Here is a 21,405-nt window from a genome sequence, read left to right as displayed (position 1 = left end):
AGACGGATGAAGAATTCATCGTCCGGGTCTTCAAGCTGTTTTCACCTCGCAACCAAAAGAGCCGGGTCAGTCTTGTGGCGCACAAGCGCGAAGTCTCGGGCTCCCCGGTGCACAAATACATCCCCGAGTTCGAGGACGAATTTTTTGAGAAGGACCGAAACGGCGAAATAGACCGTGAGCGAAACTACATCCTCAAAGTCTATGTATTCGGCCCTTACCTGGACCGCCACGTCTCCTTGGAGCGCGGCGGGTTCGAGTTTCAGATGGAGAGTGATCTCATCCACGGAATTGGGCAGGCCCAGATCGAACACGCCGCAGCCGGCATCGCACGAAAAACGATGGGCGAAGACATTACGTTCCGGCAGCAGCGCAAGAAAGAGCGTGTTCAGGAATATGTGGACGAGTATGCTCCGTGGCACAAGGCAATCCTTGAAACAATTGATTTGAGCAGCCTGCCCTTAAATCCCTCAAAGGAAGAGATTGAAACACGACTCCAGAAGGAGAAATTCACGCAGGAAGTCGCGATCCGTAGAGACGTGACGAACCTTCTGAACGAGACCAATCTTGAGGATGTGCAAGACCGAGTGGTGGAGATTGTCAACAAGGTCTCCGGCACAAGCAGGAGCGACCTGATCCACTACATCGCGCTTCGCCGTACCATCCTCGAGATATTCGGCAAGAGCTTGGAAACGGATCAATCCGGAGCATATTCCTCTGAAGGAGTGGTCCACGACATCATCTTCCCTCGCAAGGGGAACTCGGATGCCACGCCGTTCCGGGACCATAATCTTTGGCTTGTCGACGAGCGCCTGAACTTTACGACCTGGGTGTCCTCGGACCTCCCTCTTGACGGCAAAAATTCTGATCGCCCGGACCTTCTCGTTTACAACAAGCGCGTGTTCTTTCGCGGGGACAACGAGGCGAGCAATCCGATCACAATCTTTGAGTTCAAGAAGCCGCAGCGCGATGACTTTGCAAACCCGTCTTCGGACGATGATCCGGTGAAGCAAATCATCCGCTATGTGAATGAAATCCGCGACGGCAAGTACAAGACCCCAGAAGGTCGCAAGATTCAGGTCGCCGAGAACACGCCTTTCTACGGTTATGTTGTGTGCGACCTGACGCCAAAAGTCGAAAAATGGTTGGAACGGGAAAAGGATTTCACACCCATGCCCGACCGCCTGGGCTGGTTTGACTGGATGGGCAACATAAACCTCTACATCGAAGTTGTCAGTTGGGACAAAGTTTTAAAAGACGCAAAGATGCGCAACCAGATCTTTTTCCAAAAGCTTGGGATTTAGGGGGCCATCAGTGGGCATGCAGGGAATCTTCCATTTCATCCCAGTTTGAGACAGCACAATTACGTTGAGAGTGTCCCGTACGTGTCCCGAAGCACAGGCACAAGCCAGGCAGTGAAGCTAGATAAGTTCATAAAAAAGAGCATGATACTCTAGAAAAAACTAGGGTTATCTGGGGGGAATCATTCCCCCCGGCGGGGTCCAGGGGCGGAGCCCCTGGATTGCCCTCCTGTTTACTGTCGTTACTTCTTCGGCACAGTGAGGCCCAGCGCCTTGGCAACGCCTGCGCCGTATGCAGGGTCTGCCTTGGCGCAGTTGCCGATGTGCCTGAGCTTGATCTCCTTGGGCGCATCGCCCATGGCGCGGGCGGTGTTCTCGAAGAGCACTTGTTGCTGGGCCGGGCTCATGAGCCGGAACAGGTCTCCGGGCTGGGAGTAATAGTCGCTGTCGTCCTCGCGCGCGTTCCAGTGGTCCGCAGCGCCGGAGAGCTCCAGGGGCGGCTCGCGAAAGTCGGGCTGCTCCTGCCACTCGCCATAGCTGTTGGGCTCGTAGCCCAGTGTGCTGCCGTGATTGCCGTCCACGCGCATTGCGCCGTCGCGGTGGTAGCTGTGAAAGGGGCAGCGGGGCGTATTCACGGGGATGAGGTGATGGTTCACGCCCAGGCGGTAGCGCTGGGCATCGGCGTAGGAAAAGAGTCGTCCCTGGAGCATCTTGTCCGGCGAGAAGGAAATGCCGGGAACAACAGCGGCCGGGTTGAATGCGGCCTGCTCCACCTCGGCGAAGTAGTTCTCGGGGTTTTTGTTCAACTCAAGCACGCCCACTTCCATAAGCGGTGCGTCCTTGTGCCGCCAGACCTTGGTGAGGTCGAAGGGATGGTAGGGCAGCTTTTGGGCCTGCTTGTCGCTCAGCACCTGCACGAACATGGTCCAGCGCGGGAAGTCGCCTCGCTCTATGCTCTCGTACAGGTCCCGCTGATGGCTTTCGCGGTCCTTGGCCACAATGGCCTCTGATTCCGCATCGGTGAGGTTCTTGATGCCCTGCTGGGTTCTGAAGTGGAACTTGCACCAGAAGCGCTCGTTCTTTTTGTTGATGAAGCTGAAAGTGTGGCTGCCGAAGCCGTGCATGTGGCGATAGGTTGCCGGAATTCCGCGGTCGCTCATGACCACTGTGACCTGGTGCAGGGCTTCTGGCAGGCTGGACCAGAAGTCCCAGTTGTTCTTGGCGCTGCGCATGTTGGTGCGCGGATCGCGCTTCACCGCGTGGTTCAGGTCCGGGAATTTGAGCGGGTCGCGCAGGAAGAATACCGGGGTGTTGTTGCCGACCAAATCCCAGTTGCCTTCCTCGGTGTAGAACTTCAGGGCAAAGCCGCGGATGTCGCGCTCGGCATCGGCCGCGCCGCGCTCTCCGGCCACGGTGGAGAACCGAGCGAACATCTCAGTTTTATTGCCGATTTTGCTGAAGAGTTTGGCGCGGGTGTACTTGCTGATGTCGTGAGTGACGGTGAAGGTGCCAAAAGCTCCTGAGCCTTTGGCGTGCATGCGACGCTCTGGAATGACTTCGCGGTCGAAGTGGGCCATCTTCTCCAGGAACCAAACGTCCTGCAAGAGCTGTGGGCCGCGTTGTCCGGCGGTGAGCACGTTCTGATTGTCTGGAACGGGAGCGCCTGCGTTGGTGGTCAGTTTCTTTTTCGCCATTTTAGCCTCCGTATAGGTACAAAGGTGGGAGTCGTTGAAATTAGCTCGACTCATAGCATAGAATCCAACTTACGCAAGACAATGACTCTATACCAAGACATGTAATGGTAATAGTTACTAAGAACAACTAGTCCTGTCAATATATAGAAGAAAGAAAAGCGGGCAAGGGCGCTTTGTCCCTTGCCCGCCATAATGCGGTGGCTATGCGGCCGTGGCTATGCGCCGACCCCTGGAAGGGCGAAGCCCTTGGTGGTGCCGCCGGTGGTGGAGGGGGTTCCTGCGATGCGCGAAAGATAGGCGTCGCCGAGATTCTTGATGTGCCCGGCCACGTTGTCGAAGTGGTTGAAGTGGATCTGCTCTTCGTCGATGATGGTCTGGAACAGGCTCATGCTGATGTTGTCGCCGTTGGAGCGACAGATTTCCAGAAACTGGTTGTAAGCATCGATGGTGTTGTCTTCCAGTGTGGCGTCAAAGGGGAAGATGGCGCGCACGTCCTGGCCTTTGGTCACTTTGCCGTCGCCAGCGGTCACAGGCTCTCCGCCAAGCTCCTTGATGCGCTCGGCGAACATTTCGGCGTGCCGCATCTCATCGATGGCGATGAGCTTCATGTTGGCGGCCATTTCCCCATAATCCAGATTGTCCAGGTTGTAGTGCTGGTTCATGTACTGGGTGATGGCGTACAGCTCCATGGCTCGCGCTTTGTTCAGCACCTCCAAAACCTTGGCTTTGCGCTTCTCTCTGCTTTCAACAGCCATAAAGGGAACCTCCGTGCGTATTGGTTTCAGCGGCCCTGATTGTCCTGCTTATCCACTTAAGCCACATTAGGTCATCACTCAGCCGCAGGCAAGTATGCGTCGCTTTTTCCAGACTCCGTATCTGCTCAACCGGGGCGCATGAAAAGGGCCAGGGTGCTTTCGCGCCCCGGCCCTGCAATGGCATCGGAAGGTCCCGGCTACTTGGCGTAGCCCACGGCGCGCTTCTCGCGGATCACCGTGACGCGGATCTGGCCGGGATAAGTCATGTTGTTTTCAATCTTGGTGGCGATGTCCTTGACCAGCAGGTAGGTCTGCTCGTCAGGCACGCGTTCGGCATCGACCATGACGCGCACTTCGCGGCCAGCCTGAATGGCGTATGCCTTGCTGACGCCGCCGAAGCTGGTTGCGATGTTCTCCAGCTCCTCAAGGCGCTTGACGTAGTTCTCAAGGAGTTCCTTGCGGGCGCCGGGGCGCGCGCCGGACAGGGAGTCGGCTGCCTGCACCAGGGTGGCGATGGCCGTCTGGGGCGGAACGTCCTCGTGGTGGGCCTGAATTGCGTGGACAATCTCTTGGATCTCGCCGTGCTTCTTGGCCAGGTCCGCGCCGATGACGGCGTGGGGGCCTTCAACCTCATGGTCAACGGCCTTTCCGAGGTCGTGCAGCAGGCCTGCGCGCTTGGCCATCTTCTCGTCCAGGCCCAGCTCGGCGGCCATGATGCCGCAAAGGAAGGCCACTTCGATGGAGTGCTGCAGCACGTTCTGGGAGTAGCTGGTGCGGTAGTGCAGCTGGCCCAGGAGCTTGACCAGCTCCGGGTGGATGCCGTGCACGCCCACGTCGAAGGTGGCCTGCTCGCCGATCTCGCGCAGCTTCACGTCCATTTCCTGCTCCACCTTGCGCACAACGTCTTCGATGCGGGCGGGGTGGATGCGGCCATCGTGGATCAGGCGTTCAAGGGCCTGCTTGGCCACTTCGCGGCGAAGGGGGCTGTAGGCCGAGAGCACCACGGTCTCCGGCGTGTCGTCGATAATCAGGTCGACGCCGGTGGCGGCTTCGAGGGCGCGGATGTTGCGTCCTTCGCGTCCGATGATGCGGCCTTTCATTTCCTCGGAGGGCAGAGTCACGGCGGTGACGGTCTGCTCGGAAACATAGTCGCCTGCGTAGCGCTGGATGGCCAGGGAGAGAATCTCCTTGGCCTTCTTTCCGGCAACTTCCTTGGCTTCTGATTCAATGTTGCGGATCATGCGCGCAGCCTCGTGGCGCGTGCGCGACTCGACCTCGCTCATGAGCCGCTCCTTGGCTTCCTCAATCGTCAGGCCGGAAATCTCCTGGAGCTTGAGTTCGTGGGCGTCACCGGCGGCTTCAAGCGCTTCCTGCTTTTCGGAGAGCTGTTTTTCCTGCTTGATGAGCCGCTTCTCCAACTCTACCACGCCAGACTCTTTCTGTGCGACTTTTTCGAGCTTGCTCTCAAGGCGCTCTTCTTTCTCTTGAAGGCGGGCCTGCTCGCGTTTCAGGGTCTGCTCACGGTCCTTGTACTCCTGCTCATGCTCTTTCTTGAGAGCGAAGATTTCGTCCTGAGCCTGAACGCGGGCCTCCTTCCGTGTGGCTTCGGCCTCTTTTCTGGACTCTTCAACGATTCGGGCGGCCAGATCTTGGGCGTCCTGGTTGCGTTTTTTGGACAGGTAGCCGCTGAAATAATAGCCGCCGACGAGGCCTATAATGAGGGCTAAACCGTCGAGGGCGATGAGCAACATGGTGGATTCTGTCATGCGCTGCTCCTTACCGGTTATATGGACAGGCCATGCGGGCCTGATGCGCGCGCGGGAGTTCGACCGTGGGCCGAAAGCCGTGCTCGTTCGTGAACCGTTCAGGGCAGGTGTCTTGGAGAGGAGGTGATGTGCGGCTGCGGGGAGCGGAGAATACGACAAAAGACCACCAAGGCCTTTAGCCCCGGGGCGCCGTGTTGCTTCTGGAGTTTTGAACCTCGTTTAACGAGGGGGGCTCCTCCGTCCCGCCGTTAGGCTGCCCGCGCGGAGGCGGGTGTGCACACGGGAGGGCTCTGGCGGATCCCATTTGATACATATTGGCTCAAGAACTCAAAAACAATCACGAACTCCCCAGGGGTTATTCCGCTATTCCTATGCGCAAGGCTGCTTAGCCAGCCTGTTATCGCCTCTCCAAGAGCTCCTGCATGCGGGCCTCAAGGCCCGCCATCTTCCGGCGCGTTTCGAGATAGTCGTCCGCCATCCCAAGGGCCAGAAGCGTTAGCAGTTTCTCTCTGCTTATATACCGACCACCCTTGCTCAGCTCGGCGAAGCGTTCTTCGAGCAAGGCCTGGGCTGCCTGGATGCGCTCTTCGTCTGCATCCGTCTTGAAGGATATCTCCAGTCCGTTGACCGTAATGGTGTAGCTGGGCATGGCGTGAATCCGGGCTATTGCCCGTTGATAGATGCCTGCGCCTTCACCAGAAGGGCCTCGATACGGTCTTGGATCACCTTTCTTTTACCGGCCTCAGCCTCGACTTGAGCCGCCAAGGTCCGGTTATCCTCTTCCAGCTGTCGGACGCGCTCCATGAGTTCGTCAAACCGCGCTTCCAACCTTTCGATGAGTTCCATGTTCAGACTCTAACGCTTCCCGGCGGCGAAATCAAGACTTCTTGCCCCGGCCCTCAAGATTCGACTGCTTCGCGCGGGCAATGGCAAGGGCCTGGTCCGGCACGTCTTTGGTGATGACGGAGCCCGCGCCCACCAGCGCGTTATCTCCCACCCGCACCGGTGCCACAAGGGCCGTGTTGCTGCCGATGAAGGCACCCGCTCCTATGTGCGTGGCGTGCTTGTGCTTGCCGTCGTAGTTGCAGGTTATGGTGCCTGCGCCGATGTTTGCGCCAGCGCCCACCTCGGTATCGCCCAGATAGGTCAGATGTCCGGCCTTTGCGCCAGGGCCGAGCACGGACTTTTTCATCTCGACAAAATTGCCAACCTTGGCGCCTTCCTTGAGCTTTGCGCCAGGGCGCAGCCGTGCGTGAGGTCCGGCAGCGCTGCCTGGGGACAGGTGCGCGCCTTCCAGGTGAGAGAATTCGCGCACCTCGCTGCCTGATTCGAGCACGCTGTCTGTGATTTGGGAAAAGGCGCCGACCTTCGCCCCGCGTGCGATCGTTGTCGCGCCGAGAATGCGGCAAGGGCCTGTCAGCTCAGCGCCAGGCTCGACCACGGCGCGCGGACCCACCACGATTAAATCGGGCTGGTGCAGCAGCACCCCGCTTTCGAGTAAGCGCTGAGCCGTGGCGCTACGCAGACGCTCCTCGGCCTGAGCCAGTTCCTGGGGGGAATTGACGCCTAGCAGATCAAGGGCCGCCTCGCGCTTGAGCGCGTGGATCTGCAGCCCCGCGGCCACGCCGTTGCCCACCAGATCGGTGATGTAATACTCCCCGGCGCGGTTGGCGCTGGTGAGCGAGAAGAGAACATTTTCTACAGCGCTGACCGACAGGCAGAACAGCCCTGTGTTGACCTCGCCGGTGTCTGCGCCAAAGCGCGCCGGGTCGTAATCCTTTGCTTCAACGATTCCCATAACCTCGCCATCTGACCCTCGCAACACACGGCCAAAAGAGCCGGCATCGGGCAGCACAGCCGAGAGAAACGCAATATCTGAGCCCTCGCGCGCAGAGTTCATCAACTCCGCAAGATCTTCCGGCGTAACAAGGGGCGCATCGGCGTTGAGCACCAGACAGTGTGTTGCGCCGGAGGCGCGAACCAGGCTCCAGGCGGTCTGCAAGGCGTGCCCCGTGCCCTTTTGCTCGGCCTGCAGTATGAAGCCGGGAGCAAGTTCTGGATGCGCCTTGCGCACCATCTCGTGTCCGTGGCCAACAACCGTGAGCACCTGGGAGGCCACAGAGGCGGCAGTGGCGGCCACATAGTGCAGCATGGTCTCGCCCAGAAGGGTTTGCAGGGCCTTGGGCTTGTCGGAATGCATGCGCGTGCCTTTTCCGGCGGCCAGGATGACGGCGATGGTGTTGGCGTATGGCATTGCGGCTCCTCAGATGGTGGATGTCGTTCGCGCGCTTCTTCGCATTTATTTGGATAAAAGAAAAGGCAGGCCGGAATAGTCCGGCCTGCCTTGTTGATGGAGTTGTCTGGCGCCTTTTCAGGCGGCAAGGGCGTGGGTTAGCACGTCCCCGCTTTTTCGCCAGAATTGCGGCAGGTCAAGCGTGCCAGGGACCGGCGCAGCGCGGCCTGGGCGCGCGCGTTGTCGATCTTTTCCTGGGCGCGCGCGAGACGTTGCTGGGCGCGTTCCTGGGCCTTGCGGGCGCGTTCCAAGTCAATGTCCGCCGCCTTTTCCGCCGCCTCTGCCAGGATGGTGACCTTGTCGGGGCTGACCTCGGCAAACCCGCCTGACACAAAGACGTAGTGGGTTTTCCCGTCGTCCTTGTAGTACAGGTTGCCGATACCCAGCGCGGACAGGAAGGGGATGTGGCTCGGCAGTACGCCAAACTCACCCAGCGCGCCGGGAGCGCCCACATAGTCAACGTCCTGCGAGAGGACCTTGCGGTCGGGCGTCACGATTTCGAGCAGCAGCTTCTTGGACATAGCGTCCTACCTATCCCTGCTTGGCCTTTTCGAGGGCCTCGTTGATGTCGCCAACCATGTAGAAGGCGCTTTCCGCGATCTCGTCGTGCTTGCCGTCAATGATATCCTTGAAGCCCTTGATGGTGTCTTCAAGCTTGACGTAGCGGCCGGGCTTGCCGGTGAAGGCCTCGGCAACGTGGAACGGCTGGGACAGGAAGCGCTGGATGCGGCGGGCGCGGCCGACGAGGAGCTTGTCGTCGTCAGAGAGCTCGTCCATGCCAAGAATCGCGATGATGTCCTGGAGTTCCTTGTACTTCTGCAGAATCATCTGCACGCTGCGGGCGACCGAGTAGTGCTCCACGCCGAGGACCAGGGGGTCCAGAATGCGCGAGGTGGAGTCGAGCGGGTCGACCGCGGGGTAGATGCCCAGCTCAGCGATCTGGCGGGAAAGCACCAGGGTGCCGTCCAAGTGCGAGAACGTGGTGGCCGGGGCGGGGTCGGTCAAGTCGTCGGCGGGCACGTAAACGGCCTGCACCGAGGTGATCGAACCCTTGTTGGTGGAGGTGATGCGCTCCTGCAGTTCACCAAGGTCGGTGCCCAGCGTGGGCTGGTAACCCACCGCGGAAGGCATGCGGCCGAGAAGTGCGGACACTTCGGAGCCCGCCTGGGTGAAGCGGAAGATGTTGTCGATGAACAGCAGCACGTCCTGGCCGTCGGCATCGCGGAAGTTCTCGGCGATGGTGAGGCCGGTGAGGGCCACGCGGGCACGGGCTCCCGGAGGCTCGTTCATCTGGCCGTACACCAAGGCGGCTTTGTCCAGAATGCCGGCGTCCTTGAACTCGTGGTACAGGTCGTTGCCCTCGCGGGTACGCTCGCCCACGCCTGCGAACACGGACAGACCACCGTGGTGCTTGGCGATGTTGTTGATCATCTCCATGAGAATAACGGTCTTGCCCACGCCGGCGCCGCCGAAGAGGCCCATCTTGCCGCCCTTGGGGAAGGGGATCAAGAGGTCAACGACCTTGATGCCGGTCTCAAGCACTTCGACCTTGGTGTTCTGGTCGACGAAGGGCGGAGCAGCGCGGTGGATGGACATGAGCTTGTCGCTCTTGATCGGACCCATCTCGTCCACGGGGCGACCCACGACGTTGATGATGCGGCCCAGAGCGCCGATGCCGACCGGAACCTGGATGGCCTTGCCGGTGTCGGTGACGGCCATGCCGCGAACGAGACCTTCAGTGGCGTCCATGGCGATGGTGCGGACCACGTTGTTGCCCAGGTGCTGAGCCACTTCGCAGACCAGCTCAGGCGCGTCCGTGTTGTTCGGATTCTTGATGTCCAGCGCGTTCAAGATGTGGGGCAGCTGCCCCTCAGGAAACTCGACGTCAACGACGGCGCCGATTACCTGGACGATTTTACCTACGTTTGCACTCATTTTGTTTGGCCCCCTTTTATCATTTCAACGCTTCAGTGGCGCCGACAATATCCATAAGGTCTCTGGTAATGGCAGCCTGACGGGTCTTGTTGTAAAGAAGCGTCAGCGCATTGATCATGTCGTCACAGGCGCGCGTGGCGTTGTCCATGGCGGTCATGCGTGCTGCATGCTCACTGGCGGACGTGTCAAGCATGCCACGGTAAACCTGTACTTTGACGAAGCGGGGCAGAAGCTCGGCCAGCAATCCCTCGACAGAGGGTTCGTAGACGTACTCCTTGCCAGAGCCCGTGGACTCGCCAGGGGTTCCGCTGATGGGCAGCACGGTCTGACAAACCGGAACCTGCCGACCCATGCTGATGAACTCGCCGTAGCAGATCACAACTTCGTCCAGGGTGGAATCCAGGAAGGAGTTGATGAGCTCGCCACCAAGCTTGCTGGCCAGGGTGAAGTCGAAGCTGTTCATGATGTCACGGTACTGGACCACGATCTCATATTCAGCCTTGCGCACTGCGTCGCGGCCTTTCTTGCCTACGCAGTAGAACTTCACGGCCAGGCCTTCAGCCTGCTTTTCTTTGGCCAGCTTGAGAGCGGCCTTGATGATGTTGGCGTTGAAGCTGCCGCACAAACCGCGGTCAGAGGTCACAATGACGATGCCAACGGTCTTTTTTTCCTCACGCTTTGCCAGAAGCGGATGGACCGACTCGTCCGCTCCAGACGCAAGATCGCCAAGCATTTCGAAGAACTTCTGCGCGTACGGCTTGAACCGCTCAATGCGGCCCTGTGCGTTGCGCAGCTTCGCCGAGGCCACCATATTCATGGCCTTGGTGATCTGCTTGGTCTTCTTGACCGCGCCTATTTTCGTTTTGACATCCCTCAGGGAAGCCATCGCACCCTCCTGCGCCGTTAGGCGCGGAAGCCCTTCTTGAACTCTTCGATGGCAGCCTTCAGACGTCCTTCGAGGTCAGCGTCCAGGGCTTTCTTCTCGATGATGTCCTTCAGAACGTCAGCCTTGGAGTTGCGAAGGAACTCCATCAGTTCGGTTTCAAACTTGCGCACGGCGTCAACCGGCACTTCGTCCATGTAGCCGCGGGTGCCGGCGTACAAAGAGGCGACCTGCTCCTGAACCGGCATGGGCTGGTACTGAGGCTGCTTCAGCAGCTCGACCAGGCGGGCGCCGCGGTTCAGCTTGGACTGGGTGGCCTTGTCCAGGTCGGAGCCGAACTGGGCGAAAGCGGCCAGTTCGCGGTACTGGGCGAGGTCGAGGCGCAGGGTGCCGGCAACCTGCTTCATGGCCTTGATCTGGGCGGCGCCGCCGACGCGGGAGACCGAGAGGCCGACGTTGATGGCCGGGCGGATGCCGGCGTTGAACAGCGCGGGCTCCAGGTACACCTGACCGTCGGTGATGGAGATGACGTTGGTCGGGATGTTCGCGGACACGTCGCCGGCCTGAGTCTCAATGATGGGCAGGGCGGTCAGCGAACCGGCGCCAAGGCCGTCATTGACTTTGCAAGCGCGCTCCAGCAGGCGGGAGTGCAGGTAGAAAACGTCGCCGGGGAAGGCTTCGCGGCCGGGAGGACGGCGGAGCAGGAGCGACATCTGGCGGTAAGCGACAGCCTGTTTGGACAGGTCGTCGTAAATGATGAGCGCGTGCTTGCCCGAGTCGCGGTAGTACTCAGCCATGGTGCAGCCGGAGTACGCGGCGATGAACTGCAGCGGCGCGGGCTCGGAGGCGGTGGCGGAGATGATGGTGGTGTATTCCATTCCGCCGTAGCGACGCAGGGTGTCGGCCACGAGAGCGACGGTGGACTTCTTCTGGCCGATGGCCACGTAGAAGCACTTCACGTCGCCGCCCTTCTGGGCGAGGATGGCGTCGATGCAGACCGCGGTCTTGCCGACCTGGCGGTCGCCGATGACGAGCTCGCGCTGGCCGCGGCCAACCGGGGTCATGGCGTCGATGGCCTTCAGGCCGGTGGCCATGGGCTCATGGACAGACTTACGGGCGACGATGCCGGGGGCCTTCAGCTCGACCGGGCGGGTCTCCTTGGAGGCGATGGGGCCGAGGCCGTCGATGGGCTGGCCGAGCGGGTCGATGACGCGGCCGATGACGGCGTCTCCAACGGGCACGGAGAAGATCTTGCCCGTGCGCTTGACGGGGTCGCCTTCTTTGATTTCGTTGCACTCGCCGAGGAGCGCGACGCCGACGTTGTCCTCTTCGAGGTTGAGCACCATGCCCATGAGGCCGCCGGGGAACTCCAGGAGTTCCATGGCCATGGCGTTCTTCACGCCATGCACGCGGGCAATACCGTCACCAACGTACAAAACGGTGCCGGTCTCGCTCATTTCCACGCGGGACTCGTAATTCTGGATTTGTCCCTCAATGATTTTGCTGATTTCTTCCGCTTTGATCTGCATGGCCCTACTCACCCCTCTTGATGGTTTCTTTCAAAATATTCAGCTGAGCGCGCAGACTTGCGTCAAGCACGCTGTCGCCGATCTGCAGCACCACCCCGCCCAGGATGTCGGCGTCGGTGCCGAAGTCGAGAACCAGCTTTTTGCCGGTCTGCTTCTCAAGCCGTTCTTTCAATTCCACCTTCCGGGTATCGGAAAGCGCTACCGCGGTGACGAGTTTACCGGAAACAATGCCATTGACCTCATCGAGCATGGCTTTGAAGTCTTCGGCAATCTCGGGAAGAGAGTCGAGACGGCTCTTGTCGGCGAGCAGGCTCATGAAGTTCACCAGGTTCTTGGTGACACCCAGCTGGTCCGTGATCTGCTTCAGGACGGTCTTTTTCTCTTCAACGCTGAAAACCGGATTGCGGAAGAACCGCACGGCCTCCGGCGAATCCGCCAATGCCCCAGCCAACTCGGCGAGCTGTTTCCCATAGGTTTCAAGCTCGGCAGCGCCTTGCTTCTGCCCTACGGTGAACAGCGCCTTGGCGTACCTGCGCGCGACGATGTTCCCGCTCAATTGAGCACCACCTTTGTTAAGTATTCATCCACGAGGCGCTCATGATCCTGTTCGGTGAGCTTCTCGCGCACGATTTTCGTAGCCTGCTCGATGACCTGGTCGGCGATTTCGCCGCGCACACGGTCAAACGCGGCCCGCGCCTCGTTCTCGGCGCTGGTGACCGCCTGGGCCTTCATGGCTGCGGCGTCCTTGTGGGCCTTCTCAATGATGGCGACCTTGATGGCTTCGCCCTGGATCTTGGCCTCGGCCAGAATGCTGGCCTTTTCCTGCTCCAGGTTGCGGATGCCGGTTTCGACGTCCTTCAGCCTCTTGTCGGCTTCGCTCTTGCGGATCTCGAGATCCTCAAGGTCCTTCTTGATCTGCGTGCGGCGGCCGCCGAAGAAGGCCACAGCCTTGGCGCCGGCGAACTTGTAGAGCAGGAAGATGAAGATCACGAAGTTCAGGATGCGGAAGCCGTAGTTGGCCCAAGGCAGGCCATGGGCTTCTGCGCCTTCGCCCCCGCTGGCGTAGGCCAGTGCGGAAAACGCAAGGACGCCGATCAGGGTCAGTACTGTGTGCTGTGCAACTTTCAAGGTGTTCCCCCTCCTTCTACCTGCGGCTTAAGCCTGGCCAAGGATCTTGGCAGTGGCCTTCAGCGCGAATTTCTCCACATCGGCGCCCAGGGTTTTCTTGGCCCCGGCCACCTGAGCGGCGATTTCTTCCTGGGCGGCCTTCATGGTCGCAGCCACTTCCTTGCCAACGGCAGACATGATCTGCTGCTCCTCGCCAGAACCTTCGGCGCGCATTTGCTTGCGCAGTTCAAGGCCCTGCTGACGAGCGGAGTCCAAGGCCGTCTCGTAGCCTTTCAGCTTCGCGTCGGCGCTGGAGGTGAACTCTTCGATGCTCCCCAACTGGCTAGCCATGAGCGTGTTGCGCTCCTTGATCTTGTCCCGGATGGGCTTGATCAGGAGAACATTCAGAAACACCACAGTAATGAGGAAATTGATGAGCTGAATAAAGAAGGTACTGTCAATATCAATCATTGCGGCCCCCAGCGCTTTGGATTTTGGATTGTGAAATTTGGTCCAAAGTCAGAGGGGACTTACCCCATGCCCTGGCCCCTGTCAAAGCCTTTTTTCGTTTTTCCCGGCTCCTTAGATGCCGTTGCGCCATGGTTTTCTAGGCTTTGCGGGCAATTTGCGCAAAATCATACGGGCTGGTTAGAGCTTGTGAAAACTGTGCCTTGATGCGCTGGCCCTTGGAAGTAACCCCTGGCCCGGAGGTGGTTCACGTCTGTTTAAATAAGTAGCGGCGCATGGAGATATTGAGCACAAGGCCAACGAGGCTGAAGTTCACCAGCGTGGCGCTGCCGCCATAGCTGATGAAGGGCAGGGGAACCCCGACCACGGGCATAAGGCCCATGACCATGCCCATGTTGATGAGAATCTGCCAAAAGAAATAGAAGAAAACGCCTGCGGCCAGATAGCTGCCATAGGGGTCCTTGGCGTCGCGCGCCACCACGGCCACTTGGTATAGAAAAGCACAGAAGAGCGAGAGAAGGACGATCATTCCGAAAAAGCCCCATTCCTCCCCATACACGGCCACGGCGAAGTCTGTGTGCTTTTCCGGCAGGAAGCGCAGTTGGCTTTGGGTGCCTCCCAAAAACCCTTTTCCAAAGAGGCGGCCTGAGCCCACGGCAATTTCCGATTGCAGGATGTGGTAACCGGAACCGAGCGGATCGGTGGCGGGATCGAGGAACGCCAAAATGCGCCGTTTCTGGTAGTCCTTGAGCACAAACCAGAACGCCGGCGTGATGAGCGGAATCAGCACACAGAGCGTTCGGAAAAGCCAGGGCTGCACGCCTCGGTACAGCACGAGCCCGGCCAAAAGCATCAGCACCAGCAGGCCTGTTCCCAGGTCCGGCTGTTTGATGATCAAGAGCGCTGGAACCAGGCCTAAGCCAATTACTGCCGCTAGTTCACGCAGGTTGAGCCGTTCGGAGTCGCTTGAGAGCAGGCGTGCCCCGATAAGCAGAACGGAGAATTTGGCGAGCTCGCTGGGCTGGAAGTTGAAGAGTCCAAAGTCCAGCCAGCGCCGTGCGCCAAGCACGGTTTTACCTATTATTGGTACGGCCAGCAGGAGCAGCAAGGTCATAACGTAGAGCGGCCAAGCAACCGCGTTCAGCCTGCGGTAGTCGAACACCATGAAGGCCACCATGCCGCTGAGTCCGATGGAGCCCCAGATCAGTTGCTTTTGATAATAGTTTTCGACCTGCATGCCGTCGCCAAGGCGAACGCCGCTGGCGGAGTACAGGTTCAGAACCCCAATGGCGAAGAGCACGGCCAGCAATCCGGCCAGCCGCCAGTTCACATGGTAGAAGACCCGCCTGTCGATGGGGCTCATTGGGGGATCTCCTTCCGCTGCAGTTCGTTAAAGGCGGGAGGCACGGGCAATGGCGGTTCCGGGAACTGCGTCTCAACTGCCTCCAACCTTGCAGCGGGGCTTGCGGCGGGGCTTGCGGCGCCGGCCACGTCCTGGGGGGGCAGCTCCTTTTTGCCCATGAAGAGGGCATCGAGCATGGCCTTGACCACAGGACCAGCGCCCGAGGCGCCGTGGAGTCCATGCTCCACCATCACCACGATGACGAAGCGCTTGCTGCCTTGTTCGCCGAAGCCGGCCATCCAGGCGTGGTCGCGAAATTTATAGGGCACGTTGTCGCCCATGCGCTTCAGCTCATCCGTCAGGCGCACCACCTGGGCGGTGCCGGTTTTGGCCCCGACCACAACCCCGTTTGTGAGCGCCCGGCGGCAGGTGCCGTGCGGATCCTCAACCGTGGCGACCATGGCCCGCTTGACCATGTTCATCTGTTCTTCCGTAAGGGGCAGCTGCCCGGTCACCTGGGGTTGTTCGCCTTTGACGAGCGCCGGACGCAGGAGCTTGCCTCCGTTCAGCAACGCCCCGATGTAGCGCGCCACCTGCAGCGGCGAGGTGACTGTGTAGCCCTGACCGATGGACATGTTCAGGTCTTCGCCCTTGGTCCACCGCACGCCGAAGCGTTTCAGCTTCCACTCCCGGCTGGCGATGAGCCCGCCCTTCTCGTGCGGGAGGTTGATGCCCGTGACCGAACCGAAGCCCGAGGCTTTGGAGAATTCGCTCATGCGGTCCACGCCGAGCTTCATGCCCAGCTTGTAGAAATACGTGTCGCAGGATTCCACCAGCGCCCGCTGGAAGTTCACGGAACCGTGACCGGAGTGCTTCCAGCAGCGGAACACGTGGCTGCCCAGGGCCACCTCGCCGGTGCAGTTCACGGTTTCCTTCGGGTCCACCACGCCGTAGTGCAGGCCTGCGGCGGCTATGACCAGCTTGAAGACGGAGCCGGGCGGATACACGCTTTGCGTTGCGCGGTTCTGCAGCGGGTGCAGCGGGTCGTCGCGCAGGGTGGCCCATTGGGCGCTGGAAAGTCCGCTGGTGAACATGTTGCTGTCGTAACTGGGTTCGCTCACCAGGGCGTGGATTTCGCCGTTGTCCGGGTCCATGACCACAACGGCGCCGCTTTTGCCTTCAAGCAGCTTGTGCCCCAGCTGTTGCAGTCCAAGGTCGAGGGAAAGGAAAATTTCCTCTCCGGCCCTGGGTTCGCCCTGCTGTTCTTCGGAGAGTCTGCGCCCGGTGACGTCCACCTCGATGAGACGCTTGCCTTTAGCGCCGCGCAGGCGGCTGTCCAGACGGTTCTCCAGGCCCTGCTTGCCCACGAAGTCGCCCAGGGACAAGGTCGGGTCGGCCTGCATCTCGGCCTCGTTGGCCTCGCTGACGTAGCCCAGCACATGGGAGAGCAGGTGCCCGTAGTTGTATTTGCGCCGGGTGCGGGAAAGGATCTCAAGCCCTGGCCAGCGCACGCTCACGCCCTCAATCTTGGCGATGGTGTCGAAGGTCAGGTCCGGGGCCAGCACCAGGGGTTCGAAGCTCTTCACCTTGGGTTTGTTGCGGGTGTAGATTTCCTTCAGGCGTTCCTGGGGAATGCCGGTCAGATCGGCCACTTTGCCCAGTGTGGCGGGAATGTCATCGCAGTCCTCGCGGACAAGGCCCAGGGCGAAGGCGGGCTCGTTGACGGCGAGGAGCTCGCCGTTGCGGTCTCGCAGAAAGCCTCGCGGTGCGAAAAGGTATTCGACTCGCAGCTGGTTGTTGCGGCTCTTCTCGGTGAACACCGGGCCCAGGTGGATTTGCAGGTACCACAGGCGCACGGCGAACAGGCAGAAAAGCCCCAGCACCAGGAACTGGAGGAGGCTGGCCCCGAAGCGGGGCATGTTCTGGCTGGAGGCGCTAAGAAGATTCTTCATGACGCTTCAGCCTGTCTGGGAAGAGATTGTTCGCCGTGTACCATAAAATGGGGTATGTGATGGTTTGAAGCAGGCACTCGAAGAGCACGCGTTTGAGCGGGAAGGCCCGCACCTCAAGCACGGCCATGAGGTACAGCAGCAGGAAATGGGCGCTGCCCAGGGCGAGGCCCAGCAGAGCCTGGAACTGGAAGCTGCCGGGATCTAGGAGCCAGCGTCCCAGGGTCAGCAGCGCGAACAGCGTGAAGTACCAGAGGATGCCGTAACCAAAGGCCAGGCCGCCTGCGCCTTCTTGAATCGCCACCCACACCAGCGCCAGAATGACGGTGACCACTGGCTTTTGCCAGCGCAGGCTGATGGCCATGCCGGGCGCGAAAAAATCCACGCCTGGAACCAGCACCTGCCCCCAGATGCCGCACACCGTAAAAATGGTCCACCAGATGGCCGCCAACATGGGCATTACTCCCAGAGGTCGCGGGTGTCTTCGGGTTTGGCCGCGCGTTTGAGAAGAAGAACCTCTTCCAGGCGGGGAATGTCCACCAGGGGTTCGGCCTGAACGTCCATGAACAGGGTGCCTTCCTCGCGCTTGACGCGGGTGACGCGGGCCACGGGCAGCCCCTTGGGGTACACGCCGTCCATGCCGGAGGTGACGAGGATCTCGCCCTGCTCGATGTTGGAGGTGAAGCCTACATATTTGACGATGAGCTTCTCGTCCGCGCCCATGCCGTACACAACGCCGGCAGCGCGGTTGTCGCGCCCGACCACGGCGATGCGGCCCGAGGGGTCGGTTAAAAGCAGCACGGTTGAGACGGAAAGCCCAGCGCGGTAAATGCGGCCCACCACGCCCTCGGTGGAGAGCACAGGGGTGTCCTCCACCGCGCCGGAAAGCCGCCCGCGGTCAACAAGGATGGTTTCCAAAATGGCCGTGGGCCCGACGCGATGGGCAATGACCCGCGCGCCCTCGCGTTTCCACTCCGGCGGTTCGGGGAAGCCAAGCAGCTTCTCCACCCGCCCGGTGGCCTCGGCGCGCTCGCGCAGGGTCATGTTCTCCAGGCGCAAGGCCTTGACCTCGGTCTCCAGGGCCTCGTTCTGCTGCTTGAGCCCCACCAGGGAAACATAGCGCTCGACAAAGTCCCCGGCCCGGCCCCCCAGCCATTTGCCGGGACGAAGCACCATTCCCACGCTGTCCAGCCCGGAATACGTGCTCAGACGCGTCAAATGACCGGAGCGCAGGTTCCAGGTGTAGAGGCTCAGGTAGACGAAGAGCCCGGCGACGAGGAAAATGGCGACTCGTTTTGGATTCACGCTAGTCCGTGGTCACTTCCCTGTACAGGTCGATGCACTCAAGCGCCTTGCCGGAGCCAAGGACCACGGCGGTGAGCGGATCATCCACCACGGTGATGGGCAGCTGGGTCTCGTGCTGCAGCAGCTTGTCCAGGCCTTTGAGCAGCGCGCCGCCGCCGGTGAGCACGATGCCGCGGTCGACGATGTCGGCGGCCAGTTCGGGGGGGGTCTGCTCAAGGGCGATGCGCACGCCCTGGACAATGCCCTCCACCTGCTCGGAGATGGCGCCGCGGACTTCCTCGGCGGTGATGATGCGGTTCTGGGGAATGCCGGTGACCAGGTCGCGGCCGCGGACTTCCATCTCGCCCGCGCCCTCGACGGGGTAGGCGCTGCCGATGGTCATCTTGATCTCCTCGGCGGTGCTCTCGCCGATGAGCATGTTGTACTTGCGCTTCACGTGCTGCATGATGGCTTCGTCCATCTTGTCGCCGCCGATGCGCACGCTTTTCGCGTACACGATGCCGGAAAGGGAGATGACGGCGATCTCGGTGGTGCCGCCGCCGATGTCGACCACCATGTTGGCGGTGGCTTCGGTGATGGGCAGGTTGGCGCCGATGGCCGCGGCCATGGGCTCCTCGATGAGGTAGACTTCACGCGCTCCGGCGCTCTGGGCGCTTTCCTTCACCGCGCGCTTCTCCACCTGGGTGATTCCCGTGGGCACGCAGATCATGATGCGCGGGCGCACCAGGCGGCGGGAATTGTTCACCTTGGAGATGAAGTGGCGCAGCATGGCCTCCGTGACTTCGAAGTCGGCGATGACGCCGTCCTTCATGGGGCGGATGGCCACGATGTTGCCCGGGGTGCGGCCAAGCATCTTCTTGGCCTCGGTGCCAACGGCCAGCACCACCTTGCCACCGCGAGAATCGCGCTTAACTGCCACCACGGAGGGTTCGGAAAGCATGACGCCCGCACCCTTCACGTACACGAGCGTATTCGCCGTGCCCAGGTCGATGGCGAGGTCTGTGGAGAAATACTCGAAGAATTTGTCAAACAACTTGACCATAAGACCCCCGGTTCTTGAAATATTGTGTCGCCGAACGTACGCTGGACGTACGGCGTCTTTGACCGCAACCGCCGTAGAACAGCAACCCGTACCAAAAGAAAACCCGGCAGGCAATACATGAGCGCACCCCCGTCCCACCCGGCTTCACATGAATCACCGCTTCAGGACGAAATACCCCGCTGGCACCCGGCCCGCGTGTTTTTTCGCGCTCATCTCGGGGGGGCTGTGCGCAAGGTGCCCCTCGACGCCGGTTTCTCCTGCCCCAACCGCGACGGGACCATCTCCCGCCATGGGTGCAGTTTCTGCAATCCCGCCGGTTCCGGCACCGGCCTGCATGCGCAGGGGCTGGACCTGTCCATCCAGTGGCAGCGCCTTGTCCCTCGCGCCCTTGTCCGCGAGCCAAAGGCCAAGCTTTTAGCCTATCTTCAAGCGTATACTAACACACACGCCGCGCCTGAGCGCCTGCGCGGGGTGCTGGCGGAAGTTGCCGCCCTGCCTGGCCTTTCCGGCCTGTGCCTGGGCACCCGGCCTGATTGCCTGGATGTGGACGGCGACCATGCCCGCCTGGACATTCTGGCCCAGGCGGAACTGCCCTTTGTGCGCCTGGACCTGGGCCTGCAATCCGCGGACGATGCGGTGCTGGCCAAGGCCAACCGGGGCCACGGGGCCGAGGTGTTCGCCCGCGCGGTGCGGGCTGCCGCGGCTCGCGGGATCTTTGTGTGCGTGCATCTTGTGCACGGCCTGCCCGGCGCAGGCCCGGAAGACCTCGTGCAGTCGGTTGAATTCTTGAACGCCCTGCCGGTGACGGCGGTGAAATTCCACAACCTGCTTGTGTGTAGGGGAACCGCCTTGGAGAGACAGTGGCGTGCCGGTGAACTCGTCCTGTCTGGCCTTGAGAACTACGTGTTCGAGCTTATACGGGCGTTGGAGCGGCTGAGGCCGGACATCTGCGTTGAGCGTGTTTTTGCCGATGCCGCTCCGGGCGAGCTGGTGGCCCCGGAATGGGCGGCGGACAAGACTGCGGCCCTGGCCCTTGCCCGCAGGGAGATGCAGCGGCGCAATACGTGGCAGGGCCGCGTGGGCTTCTGCCCGGAAGCCCTGCCGGACTGGAGCATGTACTATAAGGAGACGGCATGAGCGGAGCTGTTGCGGAGCGGAAGTCGAAACGTCTGGAGGCCGGGGCTGAGCGCATTGAAACCGTGGCCGCCCCGCCCCTGGGGCTGGATATCGTCTGGCGCGGCGGCAAGGTGATCGGCCTGCGCCTGAGCCGGGCGGAAGGCCCGCAATTGGCCCAGGACGCGAGCCAGGAGGCCCGCGCCGTGCATGCGGCTCTGGTGCGTCTGGCCGCAGGACGGACTGCGGATTTTCCAAACCTGCCCTTGGCCTGGGAGCTTTTGCCGCCCTTTACGCGGGAGGTGCTTTCCACGTTGCACGCGCGGGTGGCTAGCGGGCAGACCGTGACCTACGGCGAGCTTGCCGCCTTGTCCGGCCACGGCGGCAAGGCCCGCGCAGTGGGGCAGGCCATGGCGCACAACCCCTGGCCGCTTATTGTGCCCTGCCACCGCGTGCTTGGCGCGGGCGGTTGCCTCACCGGCTACACCAACCTCCACGGCCTGCCGCTCAAGGAACTGCTGCTGCAATTGGAAAGCGGCCCAGCCAGGGAGTAATGCTCCCTGGTCAGGCCGCTGTCTGGTGCGGTGTAGGCTGCGCTGGCGCTAGACCAAGGTCAGGGTCACGTGGGCGGCGTCGATGGCGGTGACGCCCTGGGCCACGACCACGGCGCCGTTGGCGTCGGTTCCGTCGCTGTCGTAATAGAGGTCGCCGCCTTCTGTGTACAGGCAGGCGGTGTTTCCGGTCACGTTGCCGATGCCGTTGAACAGGCGGCTGGCCAAGGTTGGCTCGTCCCCCCAGCCTAAATTAGAGCTGAAGTTGAGGATGTCGGCGCCGGATTCGTAGTCTGTTATCTCGTCACCGAAGTCGCTGGTGAGGCGGTACGAGAATGTGTCGGCCCCATCGCCGCCGGTGAGGATGTCCGCCCC

Annotated in this window: 22 protein-coding genes and 1 other RNA gene; 3 read left to right on the top strand and 20 right to left on the bottom strand. The window is 61.1% G+C overall.

The genetic code is table 11. The features are described from left to right. On the top strand, positions 1-1,301 hold a 1,301-nt coding region (locus Q8O35_RS12655; RefSeq protein ID WP_305573866.1), incomplete at its 5' end, for a hypothetical protein. Positions 1,302-1,540: 239 nt separating this feature from the next. Here Q8O35_RS12655 and Q8O35_RS12650 read toward each other — a convergent pair. The 19 genes from Q8O35_RS12650 to Q8O35_RS12560 form a co-directional block, all read right to left on the bottom strand. Continuing rightward, a complete protein-coding gene (locus Q8O35_RS12650) occupies positions 1,541-2,992 on the bottom strand; it encodes a catalase (RefSeq protein ID WP_305573864.1) in 1,452 nt (483 codons plus the stop codon). Positions 2,993-3,207: 215 nt separating this feature from the next. Then, positions 3,208-3,747 carry a bacterioferritin gene (locus Q8O35_RS12645; RefSeq protein ID WP_305573862.1) on the bottom strand — a complete coding sequence of 180 codons (540 nt, stop codon included), beginning with the start codon at positions 3,745-3,747 and terminating at the stop codon, positions 3,208-3,210. Between the two features lie 197 nt (positions 3,748-3,944). Then, positions 3,945-5,513: a ribonuclease Y gene (rny, locus tag Q8O35_RS12640; RefSeq protein WP_305573860.1), complete on the bottom strand. Its 1,569-nt coding sequence runs from the start codon at positions 5,511-5,513 to the stop codon at positions 3,945-3,947. Between the two features lie 174 nt (positions 5,514-5,687). Beyond that, a non-coding RNA gene (gene ssrS, locus Q8O35_RS12635) (6S RNA) lies at positions 5,688-5,871 on the bottom strand. Positions 5,872-5,910: 39 nt separating this feature from the next. Further along, positions 5,911-6,162: a cell division protein ZapA gene (locus tag Q8O35_RS12630; RefSeq protein ID WP_305573858.1), complete on the bottom strand. Its 252-nt coding sequence runs from the start codon at positions 6,160-6,162 to the stop codon at positions 5,911-5,913. A gap of 14 nt (positions 6,163-6,176) precedes the next feature. After that, a complete protein-coding gene (locus Q8O35_RS12625) occupies positions 6,177-6,359 on the bottom strand; it encodes a hypothetical protein (protein ID WP_305573855.1) in 183 nt (60 codons plus the stop codon). Positions 6,360-6,390: 31 nt separating this feature from the next. Continuing rightward, complete coding sequence (glmU, locus tag Q8O35_RS12620) at positions 6,391-7,767, bottom strand: bifunctional UDP-N-acetylglucosamine diphosphorylase/glucosamine-1-phosphate N-acetyltransferase GlmU (protein WP_305573853.1); 1,377 nt, start codon at positions 7,765-7,767, stop codon at positions 6,391-6,393. Positions 7,768-7,904: 137 nt separating this feature from the next. Further along, positions 7,905-8,327 carry a F0F1 ATP synthase subunit epsilon gene (locus tag Q8O35_RS12615; protein ID WP_305573851.1) on the bottom strand — a complete coding sequence of 141 codons (423 nt, stop codon included), beginning with the start codon at positions 8,325-8,327 and terminating at the stop codon, positions 7,905-7,907. 10 nt (positions 8,328-8,337) lie between these two features. After that, positions 8,338-9,741 carry a F0F1 ATP synthase subunit beta gene (gene atpD / locus Q8O35_RS12610; protein WP_305573849.1) on the bottom strand — a complete coding sequence of 468 codons (1,404 nt, stop codon included), beginning with the start codon at positions 9,739-9,741 and terminating at the stop codon, positions 8,338-8,340. A gap of 19 nt (positions 9,742-9,760) precedes the next feature. Further along, entirely contained in the window at positions 9,761-10,627 is an 867-nt protein-coding gene (locus Q8O35_RS12605) for a F0F1 ATP synthase subunit gamma (RefSeq protein ID WP_305573847.1), read from the bottom strand. 17 nt (positions 10,628-10,644) lie between these two features. After that, positions 10,645-12,153, bottom strand: coding sequence for a F0F1 ATP synthase subunit alpha (atpA, locus tag Q8O35_RS12600; RefSeq protein WP_305573845.1), 1,509 nt, complete (start codon positions 12,151-12,153; stop codon positions 10,645-10,647). A gap of 4 nt (positions 12,154-12,157) precedes the next feature. Beyond that, positions 12,158-12,709 (bottom strand): ATP synthase F1 subunit delta, encoded by a 552-nt coding sequence (atpH, locus tag Q8O35_RS12595; RefSeq protein WP_305573843.1) that lies wholly within the window; start codon positions 12,707-12,709, stop codon positions 12,158-12,160. After that, complete coding sequence (atpF, locus tag Q8O35_RS12590; protein ID WP_305573841.1) at positions 12,706-13,281, bottom strand: F0F1 ATP synthase subunit B; 576 nt, start codon at positions 13,279-13,281, stop codon at positions 12,706-12,708. The genes atpH and atpF overlap by 4 nt, the downstream gene beginning before the upstream one ends. Before the next feature lie 27 nt (positions 13,282-13,308). Next, complete coding sequence (locus tag Q8O35_RS12585) at positions 13,309-13,731, bottom strand: ATP synthase F0 subunit B (RefSeq protein WP_305573839.1); 423 nt, start codon at positions 13,729-13,731, stop codon at positions 13,309-13,311. A 244-nt stretch (positions 13,732-13,975) separates the two neighbouring features. After that, complete coding sequence (gene rodA / locus Q8O35_RS12580; RefSeq protein WP_305573837.1) at positions 13,976-15,091, bottom strand: rod shape-determining protein RodA; 1,116 nt, start codon at positions 15,089-15,091, stop codon at positions 13,976-13,978. Next, positions 15,088-17,022, bottom strand: a complete 1,935-nt coding sequence (mrdA, locus tag Q8O35_RS12575; protein WP_305573835.1) for a penicillin-binding protein 2 — start codon at positions 17,020-17,022, stop codon at positions 15,088-15,090. Before mrdA ends, rodA begins: the two co-directional genes overlap by 4 nt. Continuing rightward, entirely contained in the window at positions 17,006-17,479 is a 474-nt protein-coding gene (locus tag Q8O35_RS12570; RefSeq protein ID WP_305573833.1) for a hypothetical protein, read from the bottom strand. Before Q8O35_RS12570 ends, mrdA begins: the two co-directional genes overlap by 17 nt. Continuing rightward, the gene (gene mreC, locus Q8O35_RS12565; protein ID WP_305573831.1) at positions 17,479-18,324 is read right to left on the bottom strand and encodes a rod shape-determining protein MreC; all 846 of its coding nucleotides are present in this window, start codon (positions 18,322-18,324) and stop codon (positions 17,479-17,481) included. The genes Q8O35_RS12570 and mreC overlap by 1 nt, the downstream gene beginning before the upstream one ends. Before the next feature lies 1 nt (position 18,325). Next, a complete protein-coding gene (locus Q8O35_RS12560) occupies positions 18,326-19,366 on the bottom strand; it encodes a rod shape-determining protein (protein WP_305573829.1) in 1,041 nt (346 codons plus the stop codon). Positions 19,367-19,561: 195 nt separating this feature from the next. Here Q8O35_RS12560 and Q8O35_RS12555 point away from each other — a divergent pair, with 195 nt between their 5' ends. After that, on the top strand, positions 19,562-20,503 hold the full coding sequence (locus Q8O35_RS12555) for a TIGR01212 family radical SAM protein (RefSeq protein ID WP_305573827.1): 942 nt from the start codon (positions 19,562-19,564) through the stop codon (positions 20,501-20,503). Next, positions 20,500-21,033, top strand: coding sequence for a methylated-DNA--[protein]-cysteine S-methyltransferase (locus Q8O35_RS12550; protein WP_305573825.1), 534 nt, complete (start codon positions 20,500-20,502; stop codon positions 21,031-21,033). Before Q8O35_RS12555 ends, Q8O35_RS12550 begins: the two co-directional genes overlap by 4 nt. 48 nt (positions 21,034-21,081) lie before the next feature. On the opposite strand, the gene Q8O35_RS12545 is transcribed toward Q8O35_RS12550, so the two are convergent. Continuing rightward, a partial coding sequence (locus Q8O35_RS12545) for a hypothetical protein (RefSeq protein WP_305573823.1) occupies positions 21,082-21,405 on the bottom strand: 324 nt, incomplete at its 5' end.

This window comes from Humidesulfovibrio sp. (assembly GCF_030689645.1).
Lineage (GTDB): Bacteria > Desulfobacterota > Desulfovibrionia > Desulfovibrionales > Desulfovibrionaceae > Humidesulfovibrio.
This window is presented reverse-complemented; position numbering and strand designations above follow the sequence as displayed.

Excerpts from the sequence above, each read along its gene's own strand:
- Q8O35_RS12650 (WP_305573864.1), bottom strand. The coding sequence starts at position 2,992 with ATGGCGAAAAAGAAACTGACCACCAACGCAGGCGCTCCCGTTCCAGAC.
- Q8O35_RS12645 (WP_305573862.1), bottom strand. The coding sequence starts at position 3,747 with ATGGCTGTTGAAAGCAGAGAGAAGCGCAAAGCCAAGGTTTTGGAGGTG.
- rny (WP_305573860.1), bottom strand. The coding sequence starts at position 5,513 with ATGACAGAATCCACCATGTTGCTCATCGCCCTCGACGGTTTAGCCCTC.
- Q8O35_RS12630 (WP_305573858.1), bottom strand. The coding sequence starts at position 6,162 with ATGCCCAGCTACACCATTACGGTCAACGGACTGGAGATATCCTTCAAG.
- Q8O35_RS12625 (WP_305573855.1), bottom strand. The coding sequence starts at position 6,359 with ATGGAACTCATCGAAAGGTTGGAAGCGCGGTTTGACGAACTCATGGAG.
- glmU (WP_305573853.1), bottom strand. The coding sequence starts at position 7,767 with ATGCCATACGCCAACACCATCGCCGTCATCCTGGCCGCCGGAAAAGGC.
- Q8O35_RS12615 (WP_305573851.1), bottom strand. The coding sequence starts at position 8,327 with ATGTCCAAGAAGCTGCTGCTCGAAATCGTGACGCCCGACCGCAAGGTC.
- atpD (WP_305573849.1), bottom strand. The coding sequence starts at position 9,741 with ATGAGTGCAAACGTAGGTAAAATCGTCCAGGTAATCGGCGCCGTCGTT.
- Q8O35_RS12605 (WP_305573847.1), bottom strand. The coding sequence starts at position 10,627 with ATGGCTTCCCTGAGGGATGTCAAAACGAAAATAGGCGCGGTCAAGAAG.
- atpA (WP_305573845.1), bottom strand. The coding sequence starts at position 12,153 with ATGCAGATCAAAGCGGAAGAAATCAGCAAAATCATTGAGGGACAAATC.
- Q8O35_RS12585 (WP_305573839.1), bottom strand. The coding sequence starts at position 13,731 with ATGATTGATATTGACAGTACCTTCTTTATTCAGCTCATCAATTTCCTC.
- rodA (WP_305573837.1), bottom strand. The coding sequence starts at position 15,091 with ATGAGCCCCATCGACAGGCGGGTCTTCTACCATGTGAACTGGCGGCTG.
- mrdA (WP_305573835.1), bottom strand. The coding sequence starts at position 17,022 with ATGAAGAATCTTCTTAGCGCCTCCAGCCAGAACATGCCCCGCTTCGGG.
- Q8O35_RS12570 (WP_305573833.1), bottom strand. The coding sequence starts at position 17,479 with ATGCCCATGTTGGCGGCCATCTGGTGGACCATTTTTACGGTGTGCGGC.
- Q8O35_RS12560 (WP_305573829.1), bottom strand. The coding sequence starts at position 19,366 with ATGGTCAAGTTGTTTGACAAATTCTTCGAGTATTTCTCCACAGACCTC.
- Q8O35_RS12550 (WP_305573825.1), top strand. The coding sequence starts at position 20,500 with ATGAGCGGAGCTGTTGCGGAGCGGAAGTCGAAACGTCTGGAGGCCGGG.